This window comes from Bartonella massiliensis, from assembly GCF_902150025.1.
Taxonomy (GTDB): domain Bacteria; phylum Pseudomonadota; class Alphaproteobacteria; order Rhizobiales; family Rhizobiaceae; genus Bartonella; species Bartonella massiliensis.
Genome location: NZ_CABFVS010000025.1, coordinates 13,527 through 31,389, shown reverse-complemented (window position 1 = coordinate 31,389; position 17,863 = coordinate 13,527). Strand labels below are relative to the sequence as shown.

Sequence of the window (17,863 nt, the reverse complement as noted above, 5' to 3'; positions counted from 1 at the left end):
ACCCTCACGAAGAACAGAACGCCACCCCGTTGCCAATTCACGGGCTTGTTTTAAAGAAACATCTCTTAAAGCACCCAAGCCCATTTCACGACGGCGCCCATGAATGGTATAACGGTAAATCCATTGAGCACCTCCATCTTTACGCTTATGGAGTAACAAGCCGGCACCATCATTATATTTGCCAGCCCCCAATGTTGCAACAGACCTTGCATTAAGACGGTTCATAAGAGCCATTTTTAGTCCTTTCCTATACAGATTTGATCCACACACTCATCCCGCTTGTTATGTGCAAATGAGTGGTTTTGATTGATTCAAGATAAACAGCTTTGGAATGAGAGAATCTTACGTTATTCGAGACTCTCATTCAACATACAAAACAGTGAATTATCATTATAAATCAATGTCTTGTAGAAGCCTATAGAGACACGGCGTGTATCTGGACTATTGGTTATGGTCACACCAGCGATGCTGGTCAACCGCTTGTCAAAAAAGGCATGTGTATTAGCCAAGAGCAAGCAGAAGCAATCCTTTGTGAAGACTTAAAGCAATTTGAGAAGACGGTAGAGGAATCGGTAAGGGTTTCGTTAACGGATAACCAATTCGCAGCATTGGTGTCGTTTTGTTATAACGTAGGAACAAAAGCTTTTTGTAAGTCAACGTTGTTGAAGAAGCTTAATCAAGGGGATTACGAAGCCGTTCCTAGTGAATTACAGAAATGGAATAAAGTGGGCAGTAAGCCTCTACAGGGATTAGCCAACCGTCGCGCAGCAGAAGCTGGTTTGTGGGCAAAGGGGGCTTATGTTGCTTCGAACTATCAAAGGGTAGAAACGAAGGAGGCGACGGGTCTTTTAAAGATAGAAGCACTTGCACCGATTATCGGGTCTTGTTCAGGGTTTGGAGGTTTTTTGGTAGGCAATGGACCCGTTCAATGGGCATTAGCAGGGATTATGGTTTTAGCTGCGTGTACAGGACTGGTGATTGTTGCCAAGCGGTTTAAGGAACAGCGCTTGTGATTTTTTGGTTCAAAAGAAATCTGTCTCTTTTGTTAGCGGCTTTAGCCGTTTTTTTAATGACTTTAGCCAAAGCGTTTCACCTTGGCAAGAAGAGCGAACGGCAAAAGCAAACAGAGCATGCTTTAAAGAGAGCAAGAACCCGTTTTGAGGTGGAAAATGAAGTTAATCAAAAAAATGATGCTGGTGTGCGCTCTGCTTTGTCTCGTTGGGTGCGCGGCAAATAGGTTTGTTTCTTGTGTTGGTTGGTTGCCAATTTATTTAGACCATAAAGATGTTGAGGTCATTAGTTCTAACCTAGCAAGAGATATCTTGAAACATAATCAACAGGGAGCACGCTTATGTGGTTGGCAAAATGAGTAGCAAGCGTAAACCGGAACAAGATCTCTCAGAAACAGAACAACAACTGCTTCATGAGATGATAGAGACGTATCAAGGCTTAAAGATGATGTCACGCATTATGAAGTGGTTATCCTTCATTGTCTTTATGTTTGTAATCGATTTTTCTCGCCTTATGGACGCCCTAGACAATATCTTATCACATTTCAAAAAATGGATAGCTAAAAGTTAGAGCTCATAAAATCTTTTCTTTAAAATCGCAAAAAAATCACCTCGAAAAGAAGTTCTGATTCGCAATAATTAAGAGGCATGTCGGAGAATCCTATTCCCTTACTTTTATTGAAGCGTCCCTAACCCATTAAAATACACATAAAATCAATAAATTATAGGAGAAGTAAAAGCATATGGTGGGCGATGAGAGACTCGAACTCCCGACATCCTCGGTGTAAACGAGGCGCTCTACCAGCTGAGCTAATCGCCCAATACAATGATCAACAACTGAATAGGACCTCTTTAAGGAAAAATTTTTCTAAACGCAAGAATAAAGATGATATTTAATAATTTTTTTAAAAAATGTATAATCCTTCTTGACATAAACGAACGAACCCCTTACACGACCGCTTGTACCAAAAATAAATTGGTTCAAAAAAGTGCGCGGGTGTAGCTCAGTTGGTTAGAGTGCTGGCCTGTCACGCCGGAGGTCGCGGGTTCGAGCCCCGTCACTCGCGCCATTTAATATTTTCTTATGGAAATCACTTTTAAAGATATTCATATACTGTGGGTTAGGTGGTGGAGTATCTGATTTAGGGGGGATATGTTCTTCCTTTCTATATGGTTTATAAGAATAGGACTTGCGTCTTTCTTTGCTCTGCGTTACCTATGCCAATAAGAAAAATATCGCTCTGTATACCTTTCGGGCATTATGAGTAGAATTAATAGAGCGATTATTAAATTTGTCTGTTTGAACTCGCAATATCGAGTCGTTGTGTTAAACTCAGGCATTTCGTTACGATGGAAGAGGGTTATGGCTTATTTATTGAGCTCTTATTTACCGGTTTTGATTTTTATTATTGTGTCAGCGGTTATTACGGGGGTTTTGTTGATTATACCTTACATTGTAGCATATCGTTCACCCGACCCTGAAAAGTTATCGGCTTATGAATGTGGGTTTAATTCATTTAGTGATGCGCGTATGAAATTTGATATTCGTTTCTATTTAGTATCAATTTTATTTATTATTTTTGATCTTGAAGTTGCTTTTCTTTTTCCTTGGGCTGTTTCATTCGAATCAATAGGTGTGTTTGGCTTTTGGTCGATGATTGTGTTTTTAGCAATTTTGACTATTGGATTTATATATGAATGGAAAAAAGGAGCTCTTGAATGGAATTAAGATCTAATAGTCCAACAATTACGGCTCCAAAACCAAAAGGAATCATTGATCCCAGTACTGGTGAATTGATAGGATCAGATGATAAGTTTTTTCGTGATATTAATGCTGAATTATCAGATAAGGGCTTTTTAGTTACCTCGGCTGATGCTTTGATTACTTGGGCACGTACCGGTTCTTTAATGTGGATGAGTTTTGGTTTGGCTTGTTGTGCTATTGAAATGATGCAATGCTCAATGCCGCATTATGATAATGAGCGTTTTGGATATGCACCACGAGCCTCACCCCGTCAGTCAGATGTGATGGTGGTGGCAGGTACTTTAACAAACAAGATGGCACCTGCTTTAAGAAAAGTGTACGATCAGATGCCAGAACCACGTTATGTGATCTCTATGGGGTCGTGTGCAAACGGTGGGGGATATTATCATTATTCCTATTCAGTGGTGCGTGGATGTGATCGAATTGTACCTGTTGATATATATGTTCCAGGGTGTCCTCCTACAGCAGAGGCATTATTATACGGCATATTGTTATTACAGAAAAAAATCCGTCGTACCGGATCTATAGAGCGATAGAGAGTTTTTTTGTCATGATGAATGAAGCATTGGTTGAACTTGCTGCTTATTTGGAAAATAAGTTAGGAAATAAGCTTGAAGAGACCATTCTTGCTTTTGGTGAATTGACCATTGTGGTACGTCTTGATGCAATTACTGATGTCTTAACGTTTGTTCGTGATGATTCTCGCTGTCAATTTATTAACCTTACAGACATTAGTGGTGTGGATTATCCTTCTCGCGATAAGCGTTTTGATGTATCTTACCAATTATTGTCTCCTCGTGAGAATTTACGCTTACGTGTTAAAGTTCGTACGGATGAGAATATTCCTGTTGCTTCGGCTTGCACGGTTTATCCTGGTGCAGAGTGGTATGAACGCGAAACCTATGATATGTATGGAATTTTATTTTCAGGTCATCCGGATTTGAGACGGATTTTAACAGATTATGGGTTTGAGGGGCATCCTTTACGCAAAGACTTTCCTGTGACAGGATTTGTTGAATGCCGTTATGATAATGAAGCAAAGAGGGTGATTTATGAGCCCGTTGTTTTGCGCCAAGAAATGCGTAATTTTGATTTTCTTTCTCCTTGGGAAGGAGGACAATATATTTTACCCTGCGATGGAAAAGCAGATGGAGAAAAATAAAATTGGTTTTGATAAGGTGTTATATTAGAGTAGTGTATTTCTTAAATAATTATTTTTTTAGTGTGATAGATTTCTTTAATATTTGATATGAAGTTTTTAAGAAAGCAAGGGGTTGATTGTGGCTGAGGTCAATGTTCGAAACTTTAATATCAATTTTGGTCCGCAGCATCCTGCAGCGCATGGTGTTTTGCGCATGGTTCTAGAATTGGACGGTGAAGTTGTTGAGCGTGTAGACCCACATATTGGGTTATTACATCGCGGCACCGAAAAATTAATGGAAACAAAGACTTATCTTCAGGCGGGGCCTTATCTAGATCGTTTAGACTATGTTGCTCCTATGAATCAAGAGCATGCTTTTGTTCTTGCAATTGAGAAGTTATTAGATATTGAAATTCCTAAAAGAGGGCAATTAATACGTGTCTTATTTTCTGAAATTGGGCGTATTCTTAATCATTTGCTTAATGTAACAACTCAGGCGATGGATGTTGGTGCTTTAACTCCACCGCTTTGGGGGTTTGAGCAACGTGAAAGATTGATGATTTTTTATGAACGTGCCTGTGGCGCTCGTCTTCACGCAAACTATTTTCGTCCCGGTGGCGTGCACCAAGATTTACCGGAATCTTTGGTTGAGGATATTGGTAATTTTATTGATCCGTTTCTTGTTGCTCTTGAAAAACTTGATGCGCTTGTGACGCCAAATCGGATTTTTAAGCAGCGTAATGTGGATATTGGGGTTGTCAATATTGACGAAGCTTGGGCACGTGGTTTTTCTGGGGTTATGATCCGTGGAGCTGGTATAGCATGGGATTTGCGTAAAAGTCAGCCTTATGAATGTTATGATGAAATGGAATTTGATATTCCTATCGGAAAAAATAGTGATTGTTATGATCGCTATCTTATTCGTATGGAAGAAATGCGTCAATCAGCGAAAATTATGCGTCAATGCGTAGAACGATTACTTGGTAGTGAAAAAAATGGACCTGTTTCGAGTTTGGATCGTAAAATTGTACCGCCAAAGCGGAGCGAAATGAAAAGTTCAATGGAAGCACTGATTCATCACTTTAAACTTTATACGGAAGGCTTTCATACGCCTCCTGGAGAAGTATATGTTGCTGTAGAAGCACCAAAGGGTGAGTTTGGTGTTTATCTTGTTTCTGATGGAACCAATAAGCCTTATCGTGTTAAGTTGCGTGCTCCTGGGTTTGCTCATCTCCAAGCCATGGATTTTTTAACCCGAGGCCATATGTTGGCGGATGCTACAGCTATTTTGGGTTCGATTGATATTGTTTTTGGGGAGGTTGATCGCTAATGTCCGTACGCCGTCTTGCAGATGATGCCTATCAGCCCGCAGAGTTTTCTTTTACAAAGGAAAATCAGATATGGGTGAAAAATACCATAGAAAAATATCCTGTTGGGCGTGAGCAATCGGCTGTTATTCCGTTATTAATGCGTGCGCAAGAGCAAGATGGTTGGGTAACGCGTGCGGCCATTGAGCATATTGCTCAAATTCTTTCTATGGCGTATATTCGAGTCTTAGAGGTTGCTACTTTTTATACTCAGTTTCAGCTTAAGCCTGTTGGAACAAAAGCACATATTCAAGTGTGTGGTACGACTCCTTGTATGTTACGTGGTTCTGATGAATTGATTAAAGTTTGTCAGAAAAAAATTCATCATGAGCCTTTTACGACCAATCAGGATGGAACATTATCATGGGAGGAGGTGGAATGTCTTGGTGCTTGTGTTAATGCTCCTATGGTCATGATTTTTAAAGATACTTACGAAGATCTCACGGCTGAACGCCTTGAAGAGATTATTGATGCATTTGAGGCAGGAAAGGGGTCTGAGATAGCGGTTGGTCCACAAAACAGTCGTCGATCGTCAGAACCAATGAGTGGTTTAACATCTCTTCTTGATGATGAAGAAAAAAAGAAATCTCTTAAATCGTCAAAGAAAAAGGATCATAAGGAAATAGGGTCTTAGTTAAATGTCTCTCTTGAAAAGATATTTTATTATTTTACCCCATGTTATAACAACATTTGATTAAAAGTAGAAAGTTTTAAGAAGTTTTTAAAAATTGCATTTGAGGAAAAGCTAAAAATGCTACGGGCAATAGAAAAAAAGGTGGGGTATGCTAGCTGATAAAGATCGTATCTTCACCAATATTTATGGTTTAAAAGACAAATCATTAAAGGCTGCGATGTTGCGTGGGCATTGGGATGGTCTGAAAGAGATTATTGATAAAGGTCGTGACTGGATCATTGATGAGGTGAAGGCGTCAGGTTTACGCGGTCGTGGTGGTGCTGGTTTTCCTACCGGCATGAAATGGTCCTTTATGCCAAAGCAGAGTGATGGTCGTCCTCATTATTTGGTGGTTAATGCTGATGAATCAGAGCCTGGAACATGTAAAGACCGCGATATTTTACGGCATGACCCCCATACTTTGATCGAAGGATGTGTAATTGCTACTTTTGCCATGGGCGCCAATGTTGCTTTTATTTATATTCGTGGTGAATATATTCGTGAACGTGAGGCGCTTCAAGCTGCCGTGGATGAATGTTATGAAGCAGGCTTGCTTGGCAAAAAAACAAAATATGGTCATGCTTGCGATATTATTATTCATCATGGAGCAGGTGCTTATATTTGTGGTGAAGAAACAGCGCTTCTCGAAAGTCTTGAAGGGAAAAAGGGGCAACCTCGTCTCAAGCCACCATTTCCTGCCAATATGGGGATTTATGGTTGTCCAACAACAGTTAATAACGTCGAATCTATAGCCGTTGTTCCAACCATTTTACGTCGTGGGGCTTCATGGTTTTCGTCTATTGGACGGGCAAATAATGTCGGAACGAAATTGTTTATGGTTTCTGGACATGTGAATGCCCCTTGTACCTTTGAAGATGCTCTTGGTGTTTCTTTTCGTGAATTAATTGAAAAACATACCGGTGGTATTCGCGGTGGCTGGAATAATCTTTTAGCTGTTATTCCAGGAGGCGCTTCTTGTCCCGTTGTTCGTGGAGAAGAGATGATAGATGCAATCATGGATTTTGATGGCATGCGTGATGTTGGGTCTTCTTTTGGCACTGGTGGTGTGATTGTTATGGATAAATCGACGGATATTATTAAGGCAATTTGGCGTATAGCGGCTTTTTTCAAACATGAAAGTTGCGGTCAATGTACGCCGTGTCGTGAAGGTACAGGGTGGATGATGCGTCTTTTAGGGCGTATGGTTGAGGGAAGAGCGCAAAAACGCGAAATTGATCTTTTGTTTGATGTTTCTAAACAGGTTGAAGGACACACTATTTGCGCGCTTGGTGATGCAGCAGCATGGCCGATACAGGGATTGATACGTAATTTTCGTCCGGAAATTGAGCGTAGAATTGATGAATATACGCGAAATGTTGTTCAAAGAAAGAATATTGCTTTGAAAGCAGTGGGATAGAAGATTTTTTAAGAGCAGCCGAATGCAAATTTTAAGTGGATTGTCCACAGGTTGGATGGGTGATGATAAATATCAAAGTTGATGGTAAAGAGATTGAAGTCCCTGATTACTACACGTTACTTCAGGCAGCGGAGGCGGCGGGTGCTGAAGTTCCGCGTTTTTGTTTTCATGAAACTTTATCAATTGCTGGAAATTGTCGTATGTGCTTGGTTGAGGTCAAGGGAGGACCTCCAAAACCTCAGGCTTCTTGTGCTATGGGGGTTCGTGATTTACGATTGGGTCCTAACGGTGAAGCGCCAGAAATCTTTACCAATACCGAGATGGTGAAAAAAGCACGTGAAGGTGTGATGGAATTTCTTCTCATCAATCATCCTTTGGATTGTCCTGTTTGTGATCAAGGGGGAGAATGCGATCTTCAAGATCAAGCAATGCTTTATGGACGAGATTGTTCTCGTTATACAGAAAATAAACGTGCTGTAGAAGATAAATATATTGGGCCTCTTGTTAAAACGGTTATGACACGGTGTATTCATTGCACACGTTGTGTTCGTTTTACAACGGAAGTAGCCGGTATTTCTGAGCTTGGTTTGATCGGTCGTGGTGAAGATGCTGAAATTACGACATATCTTGAAAAAGCGATGACATCTGAATTACAGGGGAATGTCATTGATCTTTGTCCAGTGGGGGCTTTAACATCAAAACCTTATGCGTTTCATGCTCGTCCTTGGGAGTTGGTTAAAACAGAATCGATTGATGTGATGGATGCGCTTGGCAGTGCTATTCGTATTGATAGCCGTGGTCGCGAGGTTATGCGGATTATGCCACGTACGAATGAAGATGTAAATGAGGAATGGATCTCTGATAAAACCCGTTTTATTTGGGATGGATTACGGACACAGCGGCTTGATAGACCCTATGTCCGTAAAGACGGAAAGCTTCAACCAGCCAGTTGGACAGAAGCTTTTGCGAAAATTAAAATGATGATCTCTAAGGTTTTGCCAGAAAAAATTGGAGCCATTGCTGGGGATCTTGCTTCTGTTGAAGAAATGTATGCTCTTAAAACATTACTGATCTCGTTGGGTTCAAAACTTTTTGATTGTCGTCAAAGAGGGGGGGCTTTATCACCTGAATTTGGGCGTTCGAGCTATATTTTTAATCCTACAATTGCAGGGATCGAACAGGCTGATGCCCTGCTTATTGTGGGCTCCAATCCACGCCATGAAGCTGCTGTTTTAAATGCACGTATTTTAAAGCGCCAACGGATGGGAAATTTTCCTATTGCGCTCATTGGAGAGGAAGTCGATTTACGTTATCCTTATTCGTATCTTGGATCTGGAAGTGATGCATTAAATACACTTATTCGTGGAGAGGATGCTTTTTTTAATGTTTTAAAAGAAGCAAAGAGGCCTCTCATTCTTATCGGCGAGGGGGCGATTTGTGGAAATGAAGGATTATCTGTTTTAAAAAGCCTTGCTAAATTAGCGGATAATATTGGTGCTCTTAGTGAGGAATGGAATGGGTTTGGCGTTCTTCATAATGCAGCCTCAACCGTTGGAGGGTTAGACATAGGCTTTACTTCTCAGCTTGGGGTTGAAAATATTCTTAAAACCTGTGAGGTTTTATTTTTACTTGGTGCTGATGAAGTGGAATTAGCCCATACAAAAGCTTTTAAAGTTTATATTGGGAGTCATGGTGATAATGGTGCACACGCTGCTGATGTTATTTTGCCTGCATCAGCCTATACTGAAAAATCAGGGCTTTATGTCAATACAGAGGGACGTGTTCAAATGACAAATCGAGCTGGTTTTGCGCCAGGTGAAGCAAAGGAAGATTGGGCTATTTTGCGTGCTTTATCGGATATTTTAGGACAAAGACTTCCCTTTGATTCTCTTTCTCAATTAAGGCAGTGCGTGTTTCATGATTATCCACATCTTTATGTCGTTGATGATATCATGCCTTCTGATATAAGTGATCTTAAGGCCCTTGGTTCAAAAATGGTTTCCTTAGAGAGTCAAGCATTTACTTCTATGGTTAAAGACTTTTATTTGACAAATCCGATAGCACGTGCTTCTGCCATTATGGCTGAATGTTCATCTCTTGCAAAAAGCCGTGCTATACAAGCTGTAGAGTAAGGGCAAAGGAAAAGAAATAATGATGTATGACTTCTTTATGACTTGGCTGTTGCCATTACTTATTATCGTTGGAAAAACACTTCTTCTTCTCGTTGTTCTGTTGGTTTTTATTGCTTATCTTCTTTATGCGGATCGGAAGATTTGGGCTGCGGTGCAATTGCGGCGTGGTCCCAATGTTGTTGGTCCGTGGGGATTGCTACAATCTTTTGCAGACTTAATTAAATTTGTTGTGAAAGAACCTATTATCCCTGCTGGTGCCAATAAGGGAGTTTTTCTTTTAGCTCCTTTTGTTTCAGCGACACTGGCTTTATCAACTTGGGCTGTTATCCCTGTCAATGAAGGTTGGGAAGTTGCGAAGATTAATGTTGGCTTGCTTTACATCTTAGCTATTTCATCTCTTGAAGTTTATGGTGTTATTATGGGGGGCTGGGCATCAAATTCAAAATATCCTTTTTTAGGAGCTCTTCGTTCAGCGGCACAAATGGTTTCGTACGAAGTTTCCATTGGTTTTGTGCTTGTGACCGTTATTTTAATAAGTGGATCACTGGATCTTACAACAATTGTTTTGAAACAAAGTCATGGGCTTGGAACAATTCTTGGTCTTCCTTTTAACAGTTTTCTCGATTGGAATTGGCTCGTTCTTTTTCCAATGTTTATTATATTTTTTATTTCTGCGCTTGCAGAGACAAATCGTCCCCCTTTTGATTTAGTAGAAGCAGAATCTGAACTTGTTGCTGGTCACATGGTTGAATATTCTTCAACGCCTTATATGCTTTTTTTCCTTGGTGAATATGTTGCTATTGTTTTAATGTGTGCTTTGACAACTATTTTATTTTTAGGCGGTTGGCTTCCTCCTTTAGATGTTTGGTGGCTTAATTGGGTTCCTGGTATCATTTGGTTTGTTTTAAAAGTCTGTTTTGTGTTTTTTTGGTTTGCTATGGTCAAAGCATTTGTTCCGCGCTATCGTTATGATCAGCTCATGCGGCTTGGTTGGAAGGTTTTTCTTCCTCTCTCACTAGCAATGGTTGTAATAACTGCTGCTTTTCTAAAATTTACAAATTTCATCTAAGAGGAGATTTTACGATGTCAGGTTTTATTCAGGCAGCAAAGTCACTCCTTCTATTAGAATTTGTGAGTGCTTTTTTCTTAGCGATGCGTCAATTTTTTTCGCCAAAACCTACGATTAACTATCCTTATGAAAAAGGTTTTGTTTCTCAACGTTTTCGTGGTGAACATGCGCTGCGTCGCTATCCCAATGGTGAAGAACGGTGTATCGCCTGTAAATTATGTGAAGCGATTTGCCCAGCACAAGCGATTACAATTGAGGCTGGACCGAGACGTAATGATGGAACACGTAGAACTATTCGTTATGATATCGATATGGTTAAGTGTATTTACTGCGGTTTTTGTCAAGAAGCTTGTCCAGTAGAGGCTATTGTTGAAGGCCCAAATTTTGAATTTGCAACAGAAACGCGTGAAGAACTCTATTATGATAAAGAAAAGCTTTTAATGAATGGCGATCGTTGGGAGCGAGAAATTGCTCGAAATATATTGATAGATGCGCCTTATCGTTAAGTGTATCGTTAAATGAGGTGTCGGATAATTTTCCGATAAATTGTAATCTGGTATGAAATTTTTATACCAATCGTTTAAATAATTAAGGAGAAGCCTATGCTAACAGATCTAGCGGTGGCATTTTTCTATTTGTTTGCTTTTATTATGCTAACAAGTGCAGTGATTGTTATTACCGTACGCAATCCTGTGCATTCTGTTTTGTTTTTAATTCTTGCATTTTTTAACGCTGCGGCTTTATTTTTGCTTGCAGGAGCAGAGTTTTTAGGGCTTATTCTACTTGTTGTTTATGTTGGAGCCGTTGCTGTTTTATTTTTATTTGTCGTTATGATGCTGGATGTTGATTTTGCTGAGTTAAAGAGTGGCGCTCTTCGATATGCACCTATTGGAGCTCTTATTGGCGTTATTATGGCCGTAGAATTGATTGTTGTTTTTGTGAGTAGTTATTTCTCTCCAGCCTTAAGAACGCATGTTACGCAACCCATGCCAGATTTAGCGCAACGAACCAATACACAAGCATTAGGTGATATTCTCTATACGGATTATGTTTTTTATTTTCAAATTGCTGGAATAATTTTATTGGTTGCAATGATTGGTGCTATTGTTTTAACACTTCGTCATAAATCGGGAGTCAAACGACAATCTATTGCAGAGCAAGTTTCTAGAACGGTAGAAAGTGCCATTGAAATTAAGCAAGTTGAATCAGGTAAAGGTATTTAAGGGGGGGCTATGGATATGTATATTGATATTACGCATTATCTCACTGTTTCTGCTTTAATGTTTACAATTGGTATTGCTGGAATTTTTCTCAACAGAAAAAATGTGATTATTATCTTGATGTCTATTGAGCTTATATTACTCTCCGTTAATATCAATTTTGTCGCATTTTCAGCATTTCTTCATGATCTTGTTGGTCAGATATTCGCTTTATTTGTCTTAACCGTCGCAGCTGCTGAAGCTGCCATTGGTTTAGCAATTCTTGTCGTTTTCTTCCGTAATCGTGGTTCTATTGCGGTTGAAGATGTTAATGTAATGAAAGGCTAACCAGTGATGTATCATACAATTGTCTTTCTTCCGCTTTTGGGTTTTTTAATTGCTGCACTCGGTGGAAAAACGATAGGAGATCGTGCGAGTGAATTGATAACATGTAGCTTTATGGTGATTGTTGCCATATTGTCGTGGATAGCATTTTTTAATGTTGCACTTGGTCATACTCCAGTGGTTGATATAGTGGTATTACATTGGCTTACCGTTGGTGGTTTAAGCTTTAATTGGGCTCTTCATATTGATACATTAACAGCTGTTATGCTTATTGTGGTGAATAGTGTTTCAGCATTAGTGCATATTTATTCAATTGGTTATATGCATCATGATCCTTCAAGATCCCGTTTTTTTTCTTACCTTTCTCTTTTTACATTTATGATGTTGATGTTGGTGACATCTAATAATTTGATTCAGATGTTTTTTGGCTGGGAAGGTGTAGGACTTGCTTCCTATTTGCTTATTGGTTTTTGGTTCCAGCGCGATTCTGCGAATAAAGCTGCAATGAAAGCTTTTGTGGTTAACCGTGTTGGAGATTTTGGTTTTCTCTTAGGAATTTTTAGTATTTTCGTTTTATTTCAATCGGTCGATTTTGCCTCTATTTTTGCAAAATCTGCAGACAATAGCTTTGTACAAAATATGACATTTTTAGGTTGGCAGTTTGATGGGCAGGCAGCAATTACCATTACGTGTCTTTTATTATTTATTGGTGCGATGGGAAAATCAGCACAATTTCTTTTACATACTTGGCTTCCTGATGCAATGGAAGGCCCTACGCCTGTCTCAGCACTTATTCATGCTGCTACAATGGTAACGGCAGGTGTTTTTATGGTTGCGCGTATGTCGCCAATTTTTGAACTGTCTTCAACGGCTTTGACTGTAATTATTATTGTTGGAGCAACAACAGCGTTTTTTGCCGCCACTGTGGGATTGGTGCAGAATGATATTAAACGTGTTATTGCTTATTCTACTTGTTCTCAACTTGGGTATATGTTTGTGGCATTAGGTGTTGGAGCTTATGGCGCTGCTGTTTTTCATCTTTTTACACATGCTTTTTTTAAAGCCTTATTATTTCTTGGTGCGGGTTCTGTCATTCATGCTGTATCTGATGAACAAGATATGCGAAAAATGGGTGGATTACGCAAGCATATAAAGGTCACTTATTGGATGATGATGGTCGGGACCATTGCATTAACCGGTGTTGGAATCCCAGGAACACTTTTCGGAACGGCTGGTTTTTTCTCAAAAGATGCGATTATAGAGTCTGCTTTTGCATCCCATAACATTGCTTCAGGATATGCTTTTTATCTTCTTGTTTTTGCCGCCTTTTTGACAAGCTTTTATTCATGGCGGCTTATCTTTATGACATTCCATGGGAAGCCACGAGCAACGGTTGATGTTATGCATCATGTTCATGAATCACCTTCAGTTATGTTAATTCCACTCTTTATTTTATCTCTTGGAGCAATATTCGCTGGTGTGGTTTTCCAACCTTACTTTTTTGGTGATTTCTATGATGCTTTTTGGAAGGGAGCATTGTTTACAAGCAGCCACAATCACATCCTTCACGATGCCCACCATGTCTTTACTTGGGTCAAATGGTCGCCCTTTATAGCAATGGTTCTTGGATTTATGTGCGCCTATTTATTCTATATTTCTTTTCCATTCCTGCCTAAGAAAATGGCTCATGCTATGCCAAGAATATATCAATTTCTTTACCAAAAATGGTATTTTGATCAATTATATAACTTTTTGTTTGTCCGTCCTACCTTTAAAATTGGTTCCTTTCTTTGGAAAGTGGGAGACGGTAAAATTATTGATGGCCTAGGTCCTAATGGTATTGCAGCGCGGGTTGTTGATATTACAAATAGAGTTGTCCGGCTGCAAACAGGCTATCTTTACCACTATGCATTTGCGATGCTTATAGGTATTGCATTGCTCATTACATGGATGATGATCGGGGGCGTAAACTAATGACCGATTGGCCTATTCTTTCTACGGTTACATTTTTGCCGCTTGTTGGTGTGCTTTTGATTTTGTTTATCAAAGATGATAGTGAAGCCGCACGCCATAATATACGCAATGTTGCATTTTTTACGACGATATTTGTTTTTATTATTTCTTTAATTATTTGGATAGGATTTGATTCCACTAACCCAGACTTTCAAATGGTTGAAAAATTCAATTGGCTAGGGAATGGCATTAGCTATCATATGGGGGTTGATGGTATTTCTATTCTTTTTGTTGTTCTTTCTGCTTTTCTCTTACCTTTCTGTATTTTAGCAAGTTGGGAAAATGTTAAAGAGAGATTAAAAGCTTATATGATTGCTTTTCTTCTTCTTGAAGTTGCAATTATTGGAGTCTTTTGTGCTCTTGACGCGGTATTATTTTATGTTTTTTTTGAAGGCAGCCTCATTCCAATGTTTATCATTATAGGGGTATGGGGTGGAGCACGTCGTGTTTATGCAAGTATCAAGTTTTTCTTATACACTTTGCTTGGTTCAGTGCTTATGTTGGTTGCTCTTATGGCTATGTATTGGCAGGCAGGAACACTTGATATACCAACTTTACTCAATTATCAGTTTCCGGCTCATATGCAAATGTGGTTATGGCTTGCCTTTTTTGCTTCTTTCGCTGTAAAAATGCCAATGTGGCCAGTTCATACTTGGCTTCCTGATGCGCACGTGGAAGCACCGACCGCAGGTTCTGTTATTTTAGCCGGTGTCTTACTCAAATTAGGTGGATATGGTTTTCTTCGTTTTTCTTTACCGATGTTTCCTATTGCTTCAGCAGATTTTGCGCCTTTTGTTTTCACATTATCGCTTATTGCTATTATTTATACCTCATTGGTTGCCCTTGTTCAAAGTGACATTAAAAAACTTATTGCATATTCCTCAATAGCTCATATGGGATATGTAACGATGGGTATTTTTGCTGCTAATGAACAGGGGATACAAGGGGCTATTTATCAAATGTTATCGCATGGAATTGTTTCTGCGGCTTTATTTCTTTGTGTTGGGGTGATCTATGATCGCTTGCATACGCGTGAAATTTCAGCGTTTGGTGGTTTAGTCAATAATATGCCTAAATATGCTGTTATTTTCTTAATTTTTACGATGGCAAATGTCGGACTTCCTGGAAGCTCAGGATTTTTAGGTGAGTTTTTAACCTTAATAGGTGTTTTCCAAGTGAATAAATTGGTTGTTGTTTTAGCGACAACAGGTGTTATCTTATCAGCGGCCTATGCCCTTTATCTTTATCGGCGCGTGGTTTTTGGCTCCTTGGATAAAGAGAATTTAAAAGTGCTGGTAGATCTTTCTTCAAGAGAAAAATTTATTCTTTATCCGATGGTTGTTCTTACAATATTCTTTGGTATCTATCCAACGCCAATTCTTAAAGCGACGGCGTTTTCCGTAGAAGCCCTCATCAATAAGCTACACTAGATAAGGGAAGAATTCTCATGCAAACTGAAATAATAACGCAATTAGTCTTAATTCTTCCGGAAATTTTAATTGCATTAGGAGCCGTCATGTTGCTTATAATTGGTGTTTATTCCAATGCACGTGCTTCTTTGACAGTGACAGGTTTAGCCATGGCGCTTCTTGTGGCAACCATTATTATTCTCATCATTTTTCCAAAGACTGGCTCATTTCAAACCAATGCACTTATTATTGACTCTTTTGGTCGTTATATGAAAATTTTAATGCTTATTGGCGCGCTCTTTTCTCTTATCATGTCTGTTGGTTTTGCCAATGCACAAAAGTTTAATATATTTGAATTTCCAGTGCTTGTTCTTTTAGCAACCCTTGGCATGATGTTTATGATTTCAGCAGGTAATATGCTATCGCTTTATATGGGTTTAGAACTACAGTCCTTAGCTTTATATGTTTTAGCAGCGATTAATCGTAATAATGTGAAATCTTCTGAAGCTGGTATGAAATATTTTGTTTTAGGAGCATTATCTTCAGGATTATTGCTTTACGGCATTTCTTTGCTTTATGGTTTTACCGGTCAGATTGGTTTTCACGAAATTGCTCTTGCTTTAAAAGGTGAAAATTTACAATTGGGGGTCATTTTTGGAATCGTATTTATTTTAGCTGGTTTGGCTTTCAAAATTTCTGCTGTTCCATTTCATATGTGGACACCTGATGTTTATGAAGGTGCTCCAACACCGATTACAGCATTTTTTGCCGGTGCCCCTAAAATTGCTGCAATGGCTTTAATCATCCGTATTATTGTAATGACCTTTATTCCACTAGGGCGTGTTGATAGTGTGATGCCTGCATGGCAACAAATTTTGGTTTTCATGGCACTTGCATCAATGATACTTGGGGCGTTTGCTGCAATTGGTCAAAATAATATTAAGCGCTTAATGGCTTATTCGTCGATTAGTCATATGGGCTATGCCCTTGTTGGTTTATCGGCTGGAGATATGCTTGGGGTAAAAAGTGTTATTCTTTATATGACCATTTATCTTGGTGTTACGCTTGGTTCATTTGCTTTTATTCTTGGAATGCGATCTCAGAGTGGTAATGTTGAAAATATTTATGATCTTTCAGGGTTAGCAAAGACAAATCCGTTTATGGCGATTGTCATGACAATACAGCTTTTCTCGCTAGCCAGTATACCCCCTATGGCTGGTTTTTTTGGGAAGTGGTATACATTTTCTGCTGCTGTTCATGCAGGTTTAACACCCCTTGCAATTGTTGGTATGATCGCTTCTGTTATTGGCGCTTTTTACTATTTGCGAGTCATTAAAATTATGTGGTTTGATGATGCAAAAACGCATTTTGTTATTTTATCAAAAGAGCTTCAGTTTTGTCTTGGTCTTTCTGCATTATTTATTTTATTTTACACCTTTTTTGGAATTTGGTTTGCTGAATTGGCAGAAAAAGCTGCCGCTGCATTATTTTAATGAATATGGTTTATATTTTATCAGATTTTGCACAAAAGCAAGGATACACTGTTGAATCGTACGAAAGTGTTGATTCCACAAATCTCATTGCCCAACGAAAAGCGCAAACTGGTCATCAAGGTTATCTTTGGATTGTTGCGCAAGAACAAGCACAAGGAAGAGCGAGAAGAGGAAGGACTTGGTTTAGTCCAAAAGGGAACCTTTATTCTAGTCTTTTGTTAATTGATGATATAGCTCTTGAAACGACTGCACAGCTTGGTTTTGTTGCTGGTGTCAGTGTGGTAGAGGCAATAAAACAATTTATAAAAGATGAAAAACAAACAAACAATATTGTGCGCTTAAAATGGCCAAACGATATTTTACTGAAAGGTGCAAAAAGTTCTGGAATTTTGCTTGAAATTTTTAAATTACCATCGGAAAAATATGCATTGGTTATTGGTATTGGAATAAATGTAAAATATAATTATGAAGATGCACCCTATCCTACTTCAAGCTTACAGAATATCGGTTTGCATATTGAAGCAGAACAGTTATTTACGGTTTTGACGGAAACTTTTTCTAGAAATTACCTTCTTTGGAAACAAACAAAAGGATGTGAAATAATCCGAAATAAATGGCTTTTGTATTCTGCGCACCTTGGAAAACATGTCAAAATCGTGAATGATAAAAAAATCGTTGAAGGTATTTTTGATGGTCTTGATTATGATTTTAACTGTATTATCAAGCAAGCAGATGGGAGACAAACCATTGTAACAGCTGGGGATGTACATTTTGGTTCGGCTGCTTCAGTTCATGCGAAATGATATTAATTTATAAAAGTTTAGTGCACG

Annotated in this window: 19 protein-coding genes and 2 tRNA genes; 19 read left to right on the top strand and 2 right to left on the bottom strand. The window is 39.0% G+C overall.

Annotated features, from left to right (window positions below; all coding sequences use genetic code 11):
• Positions 1-234, bottom strand: a 234-nt coding sequence (locus FNZ60_RS06480) for an Arm DNA-binding domain-containing protein (RefSeq protein ID WP_142416827.1), incomplete at its 3' end; no start/stop codon positions are given.
• 149 nt (positions 235-383) lie between these two features.
• On the opposite strand from FNZ60_RS06480, the gene FNZ60_RS06475 reads away from it, so the two are divergent.
• The 3 genes from FNZ60_RS06475 to FNZ60_RS06460 all read left to right on the top strand — a co-directional run bounded on the left by FNZ60_RS06475 (position 384) and on the right by FNZ60_RS06460 (position 1,581).
• Complete coding sequence (locus tag FNZ60_RS06475; protein ID WP_142416826.1) at positions 384-1,013, top strand: lysozyme; 630 nt, start codon at positions 384-386, stop codon at positions 1,011-1,013.
• Positions 1,010-1,237 (top strand): hypothetical protein, encoded by a 228-nt coding sequence (locus FNZ60_RS06470; RefSeq protein ID WP_142416825.1) that lies wholly within the window; start codon positions 1,010-1,012, stop codon positions 1,235-1,237. Before FNZ60_RS06475 ends, FNZ60_RS06470 begins: the two co-directional genes overlap by 4 nt.
• A 116-nt stretch (positions 1,238-1,353) precedes the next feature.
• Positions 1,354-1,581, top strand: a complete 228-nt coding sequence (locus tag FNZ60_RS06460) for a hypothetical protein (protein WP_142416823.1) — start codon at positions 1,354-1,356, stop codon at positions 1,579-1,581.
• Positions 1,582-1,754: 173 nt separating this feature from the next.
• Here FNZ60_RS06460 and FNZ60_RS06455 read toward each other — a convergent pair.
• A tRNA-Val gene (locus tag FNZ60_RS06455) sits at positions 1,755-1,830 on the bottom strand.
• Between the two features lie 173 nt (positions 1,831-2,003).
• On the opposite strand from FNZ60_RS06455, the gene FNZ60_RS06450 reads away from it, so the two are divergent.
• The 16 genes from FNZ60_RS06450 (at position 2,004) to FNZ60_RS06375 (ending at position 17,836) form a co-directional block, all read left to right on the top strand.
• Positions 2,004-2,080: transfer RNA gene (locus FNZ60_RS06450), tRNA-Asp, on the top strand.
• A 293-nt stretch (positions 2,081-2,373) separates the two neighbouring features.
• The gene (locus FNZ60_RS06445; RefSeq protein WP_142416822.1) at positions 2,374-2,739 is read left to right on the top strand and encodes an NADH-quinone oxidoreductase subunit A; all 366 of its coding nucleotides are present in this window, start codon (positions 2,374-2,376) and stop codon (positions 2,737-2,739) included.
• Positions 2,730-3,311, top strand: coding sequence for a NuoB/complex I 20 kDa subunit family protein (locus FNZ60_RS06440; RefSeq protein WP_142416821.1), 582 nt, complete (start codon positions 2,730-2,732; stop codon positions 3,309-3,311). The genes FNZ60_RS06445 and FNZ60_RS06440 overlap by 10 nt, the downstream gene beginning before the upstream one ends.
• Positions 3,312-3,328: 17 nt before the next feature.
• Complete coding sequence (locus FNZ60_RS06435) at positions 3,329-3,937, top strand: NADH-quinone oxidoreductase subunit C (RefSeq protein ID WP_185913496.1); 609 nt, start codon at positions 3,329-3,331, stop codon at positions 3,935-3,937.
• Positions 3,938-4,055: 118 nt separating this feature from the next.
• Positions 4,056-5,246 (top strand): NADH-quinone oxidoreductase subunit D, encoded by a 1,191-nt coding sequence (locus FNZ60_RS06430; protein ID WP_142416819.1) that lies wholly within the window; start codon positions 4,056-4,058, stop codon positions 5,244-5,246.
• The gene (nuoE, locus tag FNZ60_RS06425) at positions 5,246-5,917 is read left to right on the top strand and encodes an NADH-quinone oxidoreductase subunit NuoE (RefSeq protein ID WP_142416818.1); all 672 of its coding nucleotides are present in this window, start codon (positions 5,246-5,248) and stop codon (positions 5,915-5,917) included. The genes FNZ60_RS06430 and nuoE overlap by 1 nt, the downstream gene beginning before the upstream one ends.
• A 148-nt stretch (positions 5,918-6,065) precedes the next feature.
• Entirely contained in the window at positions 6,066-7,373 is a 1,308-nt protein-coding gene (nuoF, locus tag FNZ60_RS06420; protein WP_142416817.1) for an NADH-quinone oxidoreductase subunit NuoF, read from the top strand.
• A 62-nt stretch (positions 7,374-7,435) separates the two neighbouring features.
• Entirely contained in the window at positions 7,436-9,505 is a 2,070-nt protein-coding gene (gene nuoG / locus FNZ60_RS06415; protein WP_142416816.1) for an NADH-quinone oxidoreductase subunit NuoG, read from the top strand.
• A gap of 22 nt (positions 9,506-9,527) precedes the next feature.
• Positions 9,528-10,574 (top strand): NADH-quinone oxidoreductase subunit NuoH, encoded by a 1,047-nt coding sequence (nuoH, locus tag FNZ60_RS06410; protein ID WP_142416831.1) that lies wholly within the window; start codon positions 9,528-9,530, stop codon positions 10,572-10,574.
• Between the two features lie 14 nt (positions 10,575-10,588).
• Positions 10,589-11,080 carry an NADH-quinone oxidoreductase subunit NuoI gene (gene nuoI, locus FNZ60_RS06405; RefSeq protein WP_142416815.1) on the top strand — a complete coding sequence of 164 codons (492 nt, stop codon included), beginning with the start codon at positions 10,589-10,591 and terminating at the stop codon, positions 11,078-11,080.
• Between the two features lie 96 nt (positions 11,081-11,176).
• Positions 11,177-11,797: an NADH-quinone oxidoreductase subunit J gene (locus FNZ60_RS06400; protein ID WP_142416814.1), complete on the top strand. Its 621-nt coding sequence runs from the start codon at positions 11,177-11,179 to the stop codon at positions 11,795-11,797.
• A gap of 15 nt (positions 11,798-11,812) precedes the next feature.
• On the top strand, positions 11,813-12,121 hold the full coding sequence (gene nuoK, locus FNZ60_RS06395; protein WP_012231780.1) for an NADH-quinone oxidoreductase subunit NuoK: 309 nt from the start codon (positions 11,813-11,815) through the stop codon (positions 12,119-12,121).
• Positions 12,122-12,127: 6 nt separating this feature from the next.
• The gene (gene nuoL / locus FNZ60_RS06390; RefSeq protein WP_142416830.1) at positions 12,128-14,092 is read left to right on the top strand and encodes an NADH-quinone oxidoreductase subunit L; all 1,965 of its coding nucleotides are present in this window, start codon (positions 12,128-12,130) and stop codon (positions 14,090-14,092) included.
• Positions 14,092-15,561: an NADH-quinone oxidoreductase subunit M gene (locus FNZ60_RS06385; protein ID WP_142416829.1), complete on the top strand. Its 1,470-nt coding sequence runs from the start codon at positions 14,092-14,094 to the stop codon at positions 15,559-15,561. The genes nuoL and FNZ60_RS06385 overlap by 1 nt, the downstream gene beginning before the upstream one ends.
• A gap of 17 nt (positions 15,562-15,578) precedes the next feature.
• Positions 15,579-17,033 (top strand): NADH-quinone oxidoreductase subunit NuoN, encoded by a 1,455-nt coding sequence (nuoN, locus tag FNZ60_RS06380; RefSeq protein ID WP_142416813.1) that lies wholly within the window; start codon positions 15,579-15,581, stop codon positions 17,031-17,033.
• Positions 17,033-17,836, top strand: coding sequence for a biotin--[acetyl-CoA-carboxylase] ligase (locus FNZ60_RS06375; RefSeq protein WP_185913494.1), 804 nt, complete (start codon positions 17,033-17,035; stop codon positions 17,834-17,836). Before nuoN ends, FNZ60_RS06375 begins: the two co-directional genes overlap by 1 nt.
• Positions 17,837-17,863 lie beyond the last annotated feature (27 nt).